Here is a 13,293-nt window from a genome sequence, read left to right as displayed (position 1 = left end):
CGTTTTCTGAGACGACCCCAGATAGCTCAGGGTGATGTGATTGCCGTTGGGCTTCTCGATGCCGGTCAGTCGTCCGGTTTCATCATAGGCCTCGACTACCCCGTCAGATTGAGTGTAACGCCAGCCGGTAGCATCCTTCGTCAAGGTATCATCGGTTTTCCATGTTGGCACCCAGACAGAGGACGAGTTGTAGAACGCGAGTTGTTGCCCTTCTGGCCGGTGCAGGACAACCATGTTCTCACCGTACTTCGAGGCGTTGACCTCGACGCTCCGCGAGTAGGTATGCCGCCAGCCGCCGAGCTCTTCATCAGGAAGGTGGCTATTGTAGTATCTGGTGAATGTGAAAGGGTCGGAGCCTCCGCTTTGATAATCCAGTTCAGCCTGGAACTTGTTGCCGGTGCCAAGATGGATAGGGTTCCCTACACACATGGTCGTTGTTGGTAAGCCGAGATCCCTGTCCAGGAACGGTGTTTTATCCATCTCACCCGGCAGAACATAGGTTGAGCGCCAGTAGACCGTAGCTGGGTCGCCAGTGCAGGTAGTGGGGTCATAATCGCCAGTAGCACCTAGATACTTAAAACAGATCCTGGAGACATAACGGCCATCACCATAACTGGCAACCGGATAAAGCGCATCCCCAACTGGCGTTCCCTTCCCTTGCTCCTCACCAGAGCGATAATTCTTCATGAAGGAATGCGCGTCTATGATGGTGTTGAAGCGCATTTTGTCTACTTCGGTGCTCACGGCTACAACCCGCCATTGTGCAAAAGCAACGCATGGCAAAGTTGCGAGCACCACAACGGCCAATGACCGCAGGTTTCGCATCAGTAAAAGGGAAGGTCTCGATCTCATTTACAGCTCCAGTTTTTATGCTGGAGCTATTTTCAGGTGGGAGAGTCGTTATCAACGACTGCGTTTTTGCCCTTTTAGGGTATGAATACGTGATTTGGAGAGGTTGTGTATTCAGAACAAATGAGAAGCAGGTTACTCATTTCGCTCAAACACTGTGACAAGAACACGTTTTTGGTTGTCGTCGTTGATCACCATCAGGTACTTGAACTTGGAATCTCTATGGCCCCAGACTTCCACGTTATCTACGCGGCCATACTTTCTGGCTTTATGGCGAGCCACTTTCTCGTCAAAGGGTTGAACCTGTAACTCTGGATGCTGGAGGCGACCAACGAGTGAGGCCCACGGTTTTTTAGGGTCTCCAGAGGTTATCCGGGCCTGATACTGATCGATGGCATGTTGAGTAACAAGGACGGGACCAATGGCCGGTGTAGAGATTTCGTCATGGGTTTGAGTATAGGCTTGCTTGTCCACATCGAGGAGCTCAACGTTGCCCTCACCCGGCTCATCCATAAACTCCATGCTCTGCGAAACTTCAATAGTAGCGCCCTTTAAACGTCCAGTGAGGCAAGCCGCAAACTTGAATGCAAACTCCTTGGTGGATTTGCCCAGCGCCAGCTTTTTAATCGCACCTTTGGATACCACCAGCTTGTAACCAGCACCAGCACCTGGCTCTCTGCAAAAAACCTGTTTGTCCAGCGCCAGATAGCGAATGGCTACGAGCTCAGCCAAAAGATCTGCCTCCTCGTTGTCAAAATCAATACGAACATCAAGGATGCCTTTCCGTTTTGTACCAACGCGCCAGAATACAAGGGCTGAATTATTAGAAGTTTTCTTCGAGACAGTAGTCAGTGTCATCATGGTCTATTTCTCCATTATCGGGATAATGGTCGGCATCGCCGCCAGCACCCCTATTCGTTAGGGTTCATTTAGATGCTACCACGGGTTTTAAAAATGCAACCCCTAGTGCCACTCTATTTGTGGTCCCAAGTATTTTTATAAGCTCGGGCTAGGCGTTTCTCTATCACTTCTGACAAATTGCAACCATCGACTTCTGCCAACCGCTTCAAAATCCTGTGGGCTTTATCGCTTATAGTTATGCTTTTACCAACACCATATCCCCTTCTGCGACGTTGCCTAATTGATGTCCCGAGTTTATTGATTTGCTCTGCTGTCAGATATTTATTAATCCATTCAGTGAGTTCTGATGGTGATCGCCCCATGCTGTTCAGGCTGTCCACGGCTTCAAGTTTCTTATCGAATGGGACGTCACGCCAGAAAGCTGGGCGCGAAGCAGCTCTGAGGAGATAGATCGCCGTAGCCTGAGCATCTTCATTGGATACTTTCAAAAAAACACCTTTACCGTTACATGTCACACCAACTTCATCGTGACATGTAACACTTCAAACTGCAAGTATAAAAAAAGGCCAGCTATTGCTTAATGCCGTTCACTTAAGGTGAGCGGCATTTTTACTTTTAGCTACCGGGTAACGATTTTTCGATACTTTCAGTGTCCTTGGATAACTGCGTTCTCGCTTTCCTTCGAGCTTAAATTGGCTGGCATTTCTTTCTATTTCCAAGATGAGCCCGGGCACATTTCCAGGCGCATAAATGGGCATCATAGTGAGCTTGTGGATGATGTGTGATGAAGCATCTCTAAAGCTCAGTTGGTTCGGGAACACACTTTTGAGTGACTTGGCCATCAGTACCATTTTGTAGCGGATTAAGTTGTAAGCGAGCAGCAGCCCCCATAGCTCCTGCCGGATAAGCTCCGGCAGGTTGCTACGTAACGTAAACCGGCTTGCCAGCAGGTGCTGTTTCATTTCACGGTAGCCCATTTCGATTTCCCAGCGATGTCCGTAAAGGTCCACAATCTCGGCTGCAGGATAAGCCATAGGGTCAAGCATGGACGTAAGGATCCTGACTTCCTTTCCTTTAATTTGCTTCGTTAGCAAGCGTGCTTCGAGGGTCAGGGGTAACTCAGGTCGCTTCTTTCTGGCCTGCGGCGTGGTTGTCAGACGGATGAGTTTATCGTGTCGGCCAAGACTTTTGATTTCTTCATACTGGACGTTCTTTTTCAATGGCAATAACCAATGTGTATTGGTGCCTTTTTGCTGCCAGTCATGCAGCAACCCCAACGAGTAAAAGCCTTTATCGAACAAGGTCAGGCTGTTATCCGGTAAACGTGAGGTGAGCTCTGCGGCCAGGTTCATCTCACTTTCACACACACTGTCAAATGCGCTGTCGAGGATTAAATGACTACTAAGCTCCATCAGGCAGACCATGCGTACCTGAGGATAACCCGCTTCACTGGCTTTATTCGCTGTCCGGGCAAACTCGGCGCTGTTTTCCTGGCTATCGGGCGTGCGCCATACTACGCCATCAACGCCAAACAGATTCAGTCCACACCAATGAGGATGTTCTGCCCGCTCATGCCATGTTTTTGCTGACAGGTGAAAGACGTCGCGAACCACAGCACTGCCTAATTTCTTTCTGGCTTGGGTGACGGCACTGCGGGCGACATAATCCACGTCCTGCGGCAACACAATATCCAGCTTATTAATTAACTGCCGCACGGATTCTGTACGAAACAGTGACATGCCTATCACAGCCCAAATCATCGCATCCATGGGAAGTTTGCGTTTGCGCAAGGTGGCAACGCCGTTGGACGCCAAACAAGACTGGATAATATCGGGCTCCAGAACATCGGCTAATGACGAAAACTCAGTGAGACGGTTGATTGACGTGCGTGCTAATGCTTCTGACAGTTCCATAAAAAAATCCGATGGCTTAACGGCTCATCGGATTCTTACATCTACACAGGATCGGTCAACCGATCAGAAAAATATTTCTTAACTGATCGGCATTAAGCTATTGCTGGCCTTTACGTTCATTATCGCAGTTACTCTTTAGGCGTTGTGATGCTTTTTTTCCTTCTGTTTCTCATGGTAGAGATACAGACTGCCGCCAGTGACGACAGTGAAAAAAATGAGCAACCCCAACATGCCTAATGTGAAAGCGTCCATTTGACCCCCTTAGGAATTGCTGACCTTGGTTAAGATTATACCATAGATCCACAGGATAACCCCAATGACCAACACCAGAGTTATGGTGATTTCTGGTGTATGGAAGCAGGTTGAAGGGGTGGCGTATCCTGTTGGTTGATCTCCGCCAGGATCACAACCAACAGAGGAATGATACGCCATGTCCAAGTCTAACCTGCACGCTCTTTCACAGCCAGAGGTAGTCAGTAACGACCCGTTGCACGAGCTGATCCGGCAGGGTGCCCGTGATCTGATTGCACAGGCTGTCGAGACAGAGCTGGAAAGCCTGTTGAAGCAGTACGCGGACGTCAAGACGCCGGATGGCCGCCGTGCTGTGGTGCGCAATGGGCACCTTCCCAAACGCACTGTTCAGACAGGCGTCGGCGATGTAGAAGTCCAGGTTCCCAAAGTCCGGGATCGCAGTGGCTCCGGTATTCGCTTCAACAGCCACCTGCTGCCACCCTACCTGAAGCGCGCCCGGAGTCTGGAGGAGCTGATTCCCTGGCTCTACCTGCGGGGCGTCTCCTCCGGTGACTTCCAGGAGGCCCTGAGTGCGCTGGTCGGCGAGCAGGCCAATGGCCTGTCGGCTAACACGGTATCCCGGCTCAAGGCGAAGTGGCTGGACGAGCACAAGGAGTGGCAGCGCCGAGACTTGAGCCAGAAACGCTATGTGTACTGGTGGGCCGACGGCGTGTACAGCAACGTCCGCCTGGACGACCGGCTCTGCCTGCTGGTGATCATCGGCGTGACCGAGCATGGCCACAAGGAGCTGGTAGCCGTTGAGGACGGCCACCGGGAGTCTGAAGCCAGTTGGCGGGAGCTGCTCACGGACTTGCGGGAACGTGGCCTGAAGCCTTCGCCCAGGTTGGCTGTTGGCGACGGCGCACTGGGCTTCTGGAAAGCCCTGAGCAAGGTGTTTCCGGATACCCGGCATCAGCGGTGCTGGGTGCATAAGACCGCCAACGTGCTGGAGAAGCTGCCCAAGTCGGTGCAGCCGAAGGTGAAGTCAGCCTTGCATGAGATCTATCTGGCGGAGACCCGAGCCAGCGCCCATAAGGCGTTTGACAGCACTTTGAGGCGGTTCCGGGACAAGTACCCGAAGGCTATGGAAAACCTGGAGAAGGACCGGGATGAGCTGCTGGCCTTCTATGATTTCCCGGCGGTTCACTGGATTCACTTACGGACCACCAATCCGATTGAATCCACCTTCGCCACAGTCAGGCTGAGAACCAAGCGGAGCCGCTCCTGCGGCTCCCGAGACACCACGTTATCGATGGTGTTCAAACTGCTCCAATCCGCCCAGAAACGCTGGAAACGGATCAAGGGGTTCGACCAACTGAAGCTGGTCGTGGACAACGTACAGTTTCAGGATGGCATACAGGTGGAAGACCAATCTGACAGGAACGCTGCCTGATGGTCATACACCAGATTTGACAATAACTCCCAACACCAAACCGGCTTCTTTGACGGTTATAGTGTCCCCAGATACAGCCAATCCTACAATACCGACACCGATGGCTGTTACGGCGACCTTACGCAGGTCTTCACCGATAGCTCCCAGAGTCTTCTTGTCAGGAGAGAAAAGACGCACAAACCACGTCTTAATACGCAAAAACTTTTTCATGATTACCTCCATAGTTGAAGAGGAGGCGAATCATGCCCGAGAGGGCATGAACACCCCCTCAGGGTTAAAGTTTTAGGCAGACAAAGCTGTTGGCTTCGCCTTGTTCATCTTCATTGAGTTAATGATCTTCGTCGCTTCATCAGCAAACGGGCCAGTAACTTGGATAGGCTCCCTTCTTGCGAAGGAGGCTGTCACCATCATTCTCTGGCCGTGCATCAGATGACGATACCGAGACCGCATAAGCTCAACGTAGGCCGCAGAGTCCCCCTCCCACCCCTCAGGGGGAGAAAAGGGGCACACCGCGTCGTTACCAGGCGTTGTATCAACCTTCGAGACATCAATGACGGCCATACTCAGCTCTCCTTCTCGCAATGAAATCGCGCAGGTAGCGAGCATTCGGGAAACCGAGGCTTCCCTGACTCATCAGGACATCGTTCCAGTCAATCCCTTTCGCTCTGGGCGGGATCGGGAGTTTAGGCAGCAGGACGTACACACGAATGCCGCGCTTCTCCAGCTTGGCTTTCAGCACGTTCGCTGACTTCTCACCAGTCACAGACTTATCTTTGTCAGCCCAGATCAGTACGGTGTGAACACCTTCTGGAACCTCGAAGGACTCCATCAGGGTCGCATTGACCGTTGACCAAACCGGGATTTGAGTGACTCGATAAGCTGACAGGGCTGTTTCCAGCCCTTCTGCAACACCCAGGATACCCTCAGTCGGTTCACCGAGGCGGATGGCCGCGCCATTGACATCCAAACCGTCAGGAATGGGCATCATCTTCTTGGCGTTGCCGACCTTGGCTTTTTTACCGTTTTGGGTGAGATAGGTGCGGTGGAGCGTTACCAGGTTGCCTTCCACATCTCGGATAGCGCAGACGATAGCCGGGAATTTCCCAACTTCATTGCCATCTTCGTCGTAGTAGGCCATAGCCGGATTGAACCGCAGACAGTCTGTTTTTTCTACTTCATCAACCTTGAACAGAAGCTCGCGGTTTTTGAAGTACAGACGCATTGGCTCAGTCACATGACTGGAGAACGGCAAACACTCGTTCCATACCTTCTCGATTTTCTCACGGAGACGAGCACTGTAAGCGCGTTCGCGCTCCATTCTCTTCTCCATTTCTTCTTGGAGCTCAAGCAGCCAAGGCTTAGGTTGTTCACGAAACATCGGAACAACTTTCGGCTTGTTTTCGCTGCTTTGCTCTTCCGGTTGTGTGGCCGCATGTTGTACTTGCGGTGCCGGAGCTTCTACCGTGCGGTTGACCACAGGGGCCGACTCAACATGGTGACTCACCGGCTCAACACCACCGTTCGAGCGAGCGCGGAACTGCGTTACCGTAGCGCCGCGACGTTCCACCAGCCAGGTGTTGCGATGCGTTTGCATAGGTTGTTCTCTCACAACATTCCCCTGCTCGTCCTTAACTTCAACGACGACAGTTACAGGCTCGCGCCCGAGGTTTGTCATGACGATCTCATCCCCATACTTGGCTTCACTTTCACCAATGGCTCTTTCAAGATCCACGCCCCAGATGGTGCGTTCCAAACCGCTCTTGTCACGGATGAAGGCAAAGTAGCTGAGCTCGTTGTCTTCGTTATGCTCATAAGGAGCTTTACCGTGGGCAATCAGAGTACCGGCAATGGATTTTTTACGATTCTTGGAATCGAGAACCTTGTTATTCACCTTCATAGGCTCTTGCTGAACAGGCGCTTTGGCCTGGACAGGAGCTCGTGTCGGTGCAGCGGCTTGTTGATACTGGGGTTGCTCTTTCTCAACGCCCAGATAATCACCAACCTCGCTCAGGCACTGTTTAAAGTCCCAGTTATTGAGCCACATCAGCAGCTCAAAACCATCATGATTGGCACCGCATGTATTGCATACGCCGCCACCAGTCAGGTGGGCATCCTTGAACAGTCGGAAGCCATCTTTCCCGCCGTGGATAGGACAAGAAACATGACGACCAGGTTTACGGAGAGCTGGTTCAAGATGGGGCGCTAGGGCCGCCAGGATGAATAGCCAGTTTCCGTTTGCAGCTTCACGAACGGTGTCAGCTTTGTAGTAAGACATAGGTTTTCTCCTTAGCGTGAACCCCAGCATCGAGGCTTCCTTAAACCCCCGTCGCCAGGGTTTTAAGGAAACCCCGACACCGGGAGAATGTGCCAAGGAGGCTCCCCAGCCGGGGAGAACTCCCCGGCGAGGGGTTTAAAAAGGTCGCCCCCGAAACGGAGGCGAATTTTGTGAATATCACAAGCACAAATGAGTGCCATCTTCCGAGGCCATCATGATTGTGACATCTGCGGTTACAGGATCTGACTTAATCACAACCTCAGTGGGTTTGAAAAAGCCATCTACAGTGGGCATGGGGTAATAAAGACGAATCTTTCCCCAATTCTTGTTGTCGGTAAAAGCGACCTTTGTTTGAGCAACACAAAGCTGCAAAAACATGAAAAGGAAGTCTTCTACCGAGTGCTTACCATCTGCACCAAATACTCCATCGACAATTGCCGGGGTCACTGCCACATTGGTCAGGAAACCAGCTTGTTTACCGATGGAAGATTGGTCCACCAGCAGACCATCATTGATGGCTTGTTGACGGATTTGGGCGAGGTCCAATTTAGCTACTTGGTTCATAAGGTGTACTCCAAAGTTAATGGGTACACCTACCCCGTGCGGGGAAGTGTACCCGCATGGGTTATTGAAAGGTCACGGCCAAAGCCGAGCTTTAAGGTTCCGAGTTTTACGCTGGCTGAATGCGCCAAAGAACGGTCGGAGGAAACGAGTCAGCGACACGCTTCACATTCGCGTAAAGAGTGTCCTTAAAGACACGCTCTAAGCGACGACCACCTTGACGATAAACCAACTTAAAGTCTTGGAATTTGTTCATGGATACCTCCAGAAATAACGGGAGGTATCTCCAGCAGGAGATAGACTCCCGCAGGGATTAATAAATTAACGTTAATTTGCTGTTTGTTTTTGGCGACCAGCTATCGCACGCTTTCGCCCTCAGGGAGGACAAAATCTGCTTACTGATGGCTTAACCATGAGTAAGAAGACTTGGGAAGTAAAGCAGGGGTTTCCCCCTGCCTTGTTATGCCGCTTTGAGGTGGCGAGAGAAAAAGTCCCTGGTTTGCTGGATAGCGCCCCGGAGAAGTTCTCGTCTGTAGCCAGCGTAGCTCTTGTCATCACTGGCAACGGTCAAGCCGTGCAGACTCTCTTCACCCAGGACAATCTCGTTTTCACGAGAGAGTACCTCAACACGTAGGCCAAGCACTCGCTCTTTCCCTTCCAGGATAGAACAAATTGTTTGGTCTCTTACTTCGTCATCCCAGTGGCCCATATCGAAATCCCGCTCAGGGAGTTCAGTAACACGCACCAGGTAGTTTTCAGTGGCCCGTTCCCAAACCACTTCATCTTCGCATGGAGAGGCCTCGATCAGCGAGTACCCGTCCGCTTCGAGCTTCTTGGAAAGACTTTTTACATCATCCGCCAGCTCCAGCACAAAGCGTTCCCAGAGGTCTTGCCAGCGCTCGACCATATCCTGGTTAATCCCTTCAATGCCGGTGCCAATCATGGAATCATCATCAGGGAAGATCCCTGTGAAGTCCACGTTGTCGTCGATGTTCATGCAGTTCCAATGGCTGTAGTGATGCCCGTGACTATTCCGAGTAATGGACAGGTCACAGGAACCATATTCGCGGAGGACAGAAAGCATATTCTCAATGTCTTTCTGTGCCATCAGGTTCTTCACGCGGCTGACAGCATCCACTTGGCCGGGCTCAGTGCTGAATAGGCGATTCATGAGAGCTTTGACGTCATCAACGCTCAAATCCCCGTAGAAGGCTACGCCATCCCCCTGGCAGTATCCGAGACTGTACTCAATCGTCAGATCATCCGGGTATCCACACTTAACCAGTTCGTTTTGAAAATGCTGTTTAATCATTGGTATCTCCTTAATTTCAGAGGGAGACACCATCCCCTCAGGGACCGATGTCCCCCGTGGGGTTAATGTTTGGGTTAAGAAGCCTTGCGGTTTAATTCAGTATCAAATCGAGGACCTTTGAGAACCGCAGTTTTCATAACCTCGAAGTTTCTTGGGTAACGCAGCTTTGAAACTGCGCCAGCTCGGATGTCGGCAGCCTCACTTGGAGAGACTAGCCTTAACCCTTCGCTGGTTTCAGCGTAGAACCAACCGGCATAACGCTCATAGGCATTCTGCTGGTACTGTTCAGTCGCCATATTCTTCCGGATCGCCTCTGTTAAGGCCTCAACAACACCGTCATCTTTCGTGATGATGTTGAAAACATGAGAGACGGTCAGGAAGTTCCCAAAGAAGCAGGCTGCCCCAAGCCAAGGCTGGAACATTTCGCCATTTCGCCCCGTCCTCACCATTGGTTCAAACGGGTATGGGCGATAACAGTGATACTGCTCAAACATCGGGTCAAGAACGTTGTCACCCAGGACATCCAGTAAAGTCTGAATGCTGTCCGGGTCTTGGCCTGCCCACTTACTCCCATTGCTGAGAATCAGTGTTTTACCGTCAGTACGCTCCAGAGCTTGTTCAAAGTTAGACATAGTGCATTCCTTTTGGTTAGGACGCACCACACCCTCTCGGGATGATGCGCCCGAGTGGGTTAGTTGAGAAGGCTTAGCCGTCAAGTCCGTAAATTACGGCGGAGCCGGGCTCCATCTCGACAACTTGTGCGCTTCCTTCTTCTATCAGCTCCTGCATGTAACCAGACTCAGCATCCGGATTACGTTCGCAGTGTTCGTCCCAGCGTTTCAAAAGCCCTTCTGTGGCTTGTCCGTGGGTCTCACCAAGGCCGATAAACTCATAGTGTCCTGTGTTTACGATGATCACCACCATAGCTAGTGCTCTCCTACAGGTCACTTGGTACATACAGGTCATCTTTGATGGCAGAAAAATCGACAGGAGACTGGTCCCCATAGGTTCGATTCACGCCACCAGCATCATCGACACTGACAAAAACCGTGCGGAGTAAACCGCTGGGCTTTGCAGGGTAAACGATGCTGACATGCTGACCTTTGTACTGTTCTGACAAAGTGCTTTGAAGCTCATCAACCGAACGGAATTTCCGGTCGCGGCCAAAGTCCTTAATCTTGATGTCGCCAGGGATTGGATTAGTCATCGTTACCCCCTGCCAGCAGTTTATCTACTGAATGGCCGAGTCCGTTACCAAACCATTTGTCCAGAGCGTCGATTTCCGGGAAGTCCGATTTCACCTGAGCAACAACACGTTCCATTTTGCTGAGAGCATCCTGGAACTCAAGGCCATTACCTGCGGCCACCTCAAGTTTGCACTTGATGTAAGCGGAGTAGGTATCACAGGCCTTAACCAGTGATTGTTCATAGCCACCGGGAGCGAAGGCTATGGCGACTGCATCCTGGAGTTCTTCGGGAAGAGTCTGGATGAGTTTGTCCTCTGCGGCCTTTTCCAGTCGTTCAAACTCACGCTGCAAAACAGCGTTTGCTTTCTTGACCGGTGTTACAACATCCGAACAGAGAACCTCGGCTGCATCATGCAACGAAGCATGAGCAAGCATGACTGCCAGATCCACCGACTTCCCTTGCTGAATGGCAATATTGCCAGCCAGGTAGGAAAGCAGGGTAACAACAGCGCTGTGTTCCAACACAGACTCCGGTTGAACAGAGTGCATCAGTGACCAGCGTTTGATCAGGCGTTGGCGCAAGGCCAGAGCTAGAAAGCCGAAATTTGAATTAGACATAGTGCCTCCAAAATTGGTTGGAGGTACACCAAAGCCGACCGGGCCTTGGTGTACCCGGTTGGGTTACTTAGTTATCTCGGGTCAAGCTGCTTAGCTATAGCGAGTAAAAACGGATGGAATGGATGATCTTGCGGGACACCCCCAACAAGCTCACGGGCTAAACCGACTGAGTTTGTAGCCAACACCTCTTTGACGGCCAGAATGATTTCATTGTCGATTTCATCCTGGGTCTTTCGTTGTTGGTCCACCAGCCGACTTAACTTGTCTAGGCTCATGCTTCTCTCCTTTGTTTGTGGGAGAGAACCCAGGAGGGGTTTCCTCCCGAGGGGTTAGGTTATTGCTGTTTTGGGCCAGCTACCGTTATAGCCAGCAAGCGCTGACAATGAACAAAGAGTATGACAGCCACCTAAAAGGGTAAAACGCTGTAATTGCCCTTTTGGGGTGCAAAAGAAAAAGCCCTCCCGAAGGAGGGCTTTTTATGCGGCCAAGGACAAGCCTTGCTGTCCTCTTTGCAACTCTGTGTCGTCGCGGCGATGTAAGCGTTGAACCGCCTTGATCATCGTTCTGACATGTCGCTCCAAAGAGGCTGGATGGCGTTTTGACAGTAGGTTGATCCAGTCGAGATAGATAGCAAGCGCGGAACCTTCGGTTAGGGCTGCCTGTATCGCCTCATACTGCCCTACGGCACTCTGGACCACATCATTCACCCACTGGGCGTCAGTATTGTCCAAGAGCTCGCAGAGGGCCGTATAAGCCTTCCTTCTGGTCGCGGCCATGTAACGATGAATGTTGGCGTTTCCGCTCCCCTCTCGCCCTTCCATGACGCTCATACAGAATGCGCTGGAGTAACAAAGCATCGCGTCAGTCACGTAGTTAAACCATCGCTCCTGATGCCGTTTCTGTTCTTCCATTGCTTCCTGGTCAAGTTGCTTCTCGATGAACAACCCCGTCGGAGTACGGTGGTGCAGATGGTACTTGAACGTTAAGTGCAAGTTGACCCACCAGCGTACCGTTGCCAGTCTTCCCTTGATTTTTCGCTTCACCAGATCTTTGTACTTAGCATCGCTAAGCACTTTGACATCCTTGCGCTGTTGGATTCCTTCCATCGTCTGTAGCCCTGTAAGGCCCATCTGGTGGTAGGTTTGACCTCTTTGCATCATACGGTGATACAAAGCGCCTTTTCCTTTCGCAAGCTGGATTGCTCCGAACCGAAGGTAGAACTGCGCTGCACTACCGGGCGTATAATGTCCCTTTAGTACAGACTCCCTTAGTCGCGGGTATTCGTTCCAGATGATGAACGCAGCGGAGTCGGGATCGACTTTCACTTCATCATCTTCTGCGAAGCAAACCACCCTTCTCTTTCCGTCTGCGGTATTGATCACTTGCGCTGCCAACGGGTCATCCCCGCCGTCAAAGTAAGCCATTTCCGCTAACGGATCGGCCAAGCCATCAGAAAGCGAACCATCGCCCCAGCGACCAACCTTCAACCACAATGGCTTCGGAATTGGTGACTGAGGAACGGTTTCACACTGCGGCTCGTCTTCCAGCAAGTCCAGATCACCCATCGACCAAACCCTGTGGTAAATCTCCAGGGCATGGAAAGGCTTATCATTGAAATGATGGAAGGCCCACATGAAGTCGATATGGACTAAAGCCTCTTCCGATATGATCCGGAATTGTGGCTCTGCCATTCGACGGTTCCAGTCGTTATCCTCTGCTTGACCAGTAGCCAGCTTGTATGCCAGCTCATCAGCTCTCTTTTGCTCCATGTAGTCCATGCTGCAACAGACATGAAGCAATCGTTCTAGGAAAACAGGACTGTAAACGTCCGGCTGTATTTTGATGTATCCGCCCTCGTAAATCGTTCGACCTACGGGATGGCGGTCTTCCCATGCGTACCGGCGTTTTGCCAAGTAGCGCTGGATGCGGTTCAGCCCCGACATATAGCCATGCCTTTCAGGGTCCGTGGCAAGCAACGTCTCCATTGACTTATCCAACCCAACAGCCTGGCAAAAAGAACACCCTATAATTCT

At 51.4% G+C, this 13,293-nt stretch carries 15 protein-coding genes and 1 pseudogene; 1 reads left to right on the top strand and 15 read right to left on the bottom strand.

Annotation, left to right across the window (positions count from 1 at the left end; all coding sequences use genetic code 11):
* The 4 genes from F0Q32_RS25055 to F0Q32_RS25040 all read right to left on the bottom strand — a co-directional run.
* The coding region (locus tag F0Q32_RS25055; protein WP_370516903.1) for a DUF6531 domain-containing protein at positions 1-852 on the bottom strand (852 nt) is incomplete at its 3' end.
* A gap of 132 nt (positions 853-984) precedes the next feature.
* Positions 985-1,710 carry a hypothetical protein gene (locus F0Q32_RS25050; RefSeq protein ID WP_000988732.1) on the bottom strand — a complete coding sequence of 242 codons (726 nt, stop codon included), beginning with the start codon at positions 1,708-1,710 and terminating at the stop codon, positions 985-987.
* Positions 1,711-1,823: 113 nt separating this feature from the next.
* Positions 1,824-2,198: a hypothetical protein gene (locus tag F0Q32_RS25045; RefSeq protein WP_000868821.1), complete on the bottom strand. Its 375-nt coding sequence runs from the start codon at positions 2,196-2,198 to the stop codon at positions 1,824-1,826.
* Positions 2,199-2,297: 99 nt separating this feature from the next.
* On the bottom strand, positions 2,298-3,623 hold the full coding sequence (locus tag F0Q32_RS25040) for an IS4 family transposase (RefSeq protein ID WP_149465092.1): 1,326 nt from the start codon (positions 3,621-3,623) through the stop codon (positions 2,298-2,300).
* Between the two features lie 430 nt (positions 3,624-4,053).
* On the opposite strand from F0Q32_RS25040, the gene F0Q32_RS25030 reads away from it, so the two are divergent.
* Positions 4,054-5,307, top strand: coding sequence for an IS256 family transposase (locus tag F0Q32_RS25030; protein ID WP_149465091.1), 1,254 nt, complete (start codon positions 4,054-4,056; stop codon positions 5,305-5,307).
* A gap of 3 nt (positions 5,308-5,310) precedes the next feature.
* On the opposite strand, the gene F0Q32_RS25025 is transcribed toward F0Q32_RS25030, so the two are convergent.
* From F0Q32_RS25025 to F0Q32_RS24975, 11 genes and pseudogenes are all read right to left on the bottom strand, one after another.
* The gene (locus tag F0Q32_RS25025; RefSeq protein WP_149465090.1) at positions 5,311-5,517 is read right to left on the bottom strand and encodes a permease; all 207 of its coding nucleotides are present in this window, start codon (positions 5,515-5,517) and stop codon (positions 5,311-5,313) included.
* A 72-nt stretch (positions 5,518-5,589) separates the two neighbouring features.
* Positions 5,590-5,868 (bottom strand): hypothetical protein, encoded by a 279-nt coding sequence (locus F0Q32_RS25020; RefSeq protein WP_000268337.1) that lies wholly within the window; start codon positions 5,866-5,868, stop codon positions 5,590-5,592.
* The gene (locus F0Q32_RS25015) at positions 5,855-7,582 is read right to left on the bottom strand and encodes a toprim domain-containing protein (RefSeq protein ID WP_000122923.1); all 1,728 of its coding nucleotides are present in this window, start codon (positions 7,580-7,582) and stop codon (positions 5,855-5,857) included. The genes F0Q32_RS25020 and F0Q32_RS25015 overlap by 14 nt, the downstream gene beginning before the upstream one ends.
* Before the next feature lie 177 nt (positions 7,583-7,759).
* On the bottom strand, positions 7,760-8,146 hold the full coding sequence (locus tag F0Q32_RS25010; RefSeq protein ID WP_001077335.1) for a hypothetical protein: 387 nt from the start codon (positions 8,144-8,146) through the stop codon (positions 7,760-7,762).
* Positions 8,147-8,603: 457 nt separating this feature from the next.
* Positions 8,604-9,455 carry a hypothetical protein gene (locus F0Q32_RS25005; protein ID WP_000595210.1) on the bottom strand — a complete coding sequence of 284 codons (852 nt, stop codon included), beginning with the start codon at positions 9,453-9,455 and terminating at the stop codon, positions 8,604-8,606.
* A 74-nt stretch (positions 9,456-9,529) separates the two neighbouring features.
* Positions 9,530-10,087 carry a pyruvate dehydrogenase gene (locus F0Q32_RS25000; RefSeq protein ID WP_000064431.1) on the bottom strand — a complete coding sequence of 186 codons (558 nt, stop codon included), beginning with the start codon at positions 10,085-10,087 and terminating at the stop codon, positions 9,530-9,532.
* 73 nt (positions 10,088-10,160) lie between these two features.
* Positions 10,161-10,379, bottom strand: coding sequence for a hypothetical protein (locus tag F0Q32_RS24995; protein WP_000260293.1), 219 nt, complete (start codon positions 10,377-10,379; stop codon positions 10,161-10,163).
* A gap of 13 nt (positions 10,380-10,392) precedes the next feature.
* On the bottom strand, positions 10,393-10,662 hold the full coding sequence (locus F0Q32_RS24990; RefSeq protein WP_000184110.1) for a hypothetical protein: 270 nt from the start codon (positions 10,660-10,662) through the stop codon (positions 10,393-10,395).
* Positions 10,655-11,260: a 5'-deoxynucleotidase gene (gene yfbR, locus F0Q32_RS24985; protein ID WP_000071870.1), complete on the bottom strand. Its 606-nt coding sequence runs from the start codon at positions 11,258-11,260 to the stop codon at positions 10,655-10,657. Before yfbR ends, F0Q32_RS24990 begins: the two co-directional genes overlap by 8 nt.
* A 71-nt stretch (positions 11,261-11,331) precedes the next feature.
* The gene (locus tag F0Q32_RS24980) at positions 11,332-11,535 is read right to left on the bottom strand and encodes a hypothetical protein (RefSeq protein WP_000050848.1); all 204 of its coding nucleotides are present in this window, start codon (positions 11,533-11,535) and stop codon (positions 11,332-11,334) included.
* A 201-nt stretch (positions 11,536-11,736) separates the two neighbouring features.
* Positions 11,737-13,293, bottom strand: a pseudogene (locus tag F0Q32_RS24975) (phosphoadenosine phosphosulfate reductase); the annotation flags it as partial.

Source organism: Pseudocitrobacter sp. 73, from assembly GCF_008369545.1.
GTDB lineage: Bacteria > Pseudomonadota > Gammaproteobacteria > Enterobacterales > Enterobacteriaceae > Pseudocitrobacter > Pseudocitrobacter vendiensis.
The sequence above is the reverse complement of the archived record's forward strand: the minus strand, read 5'-3'. Positions and strand labels throughout refer to the sequence as shown.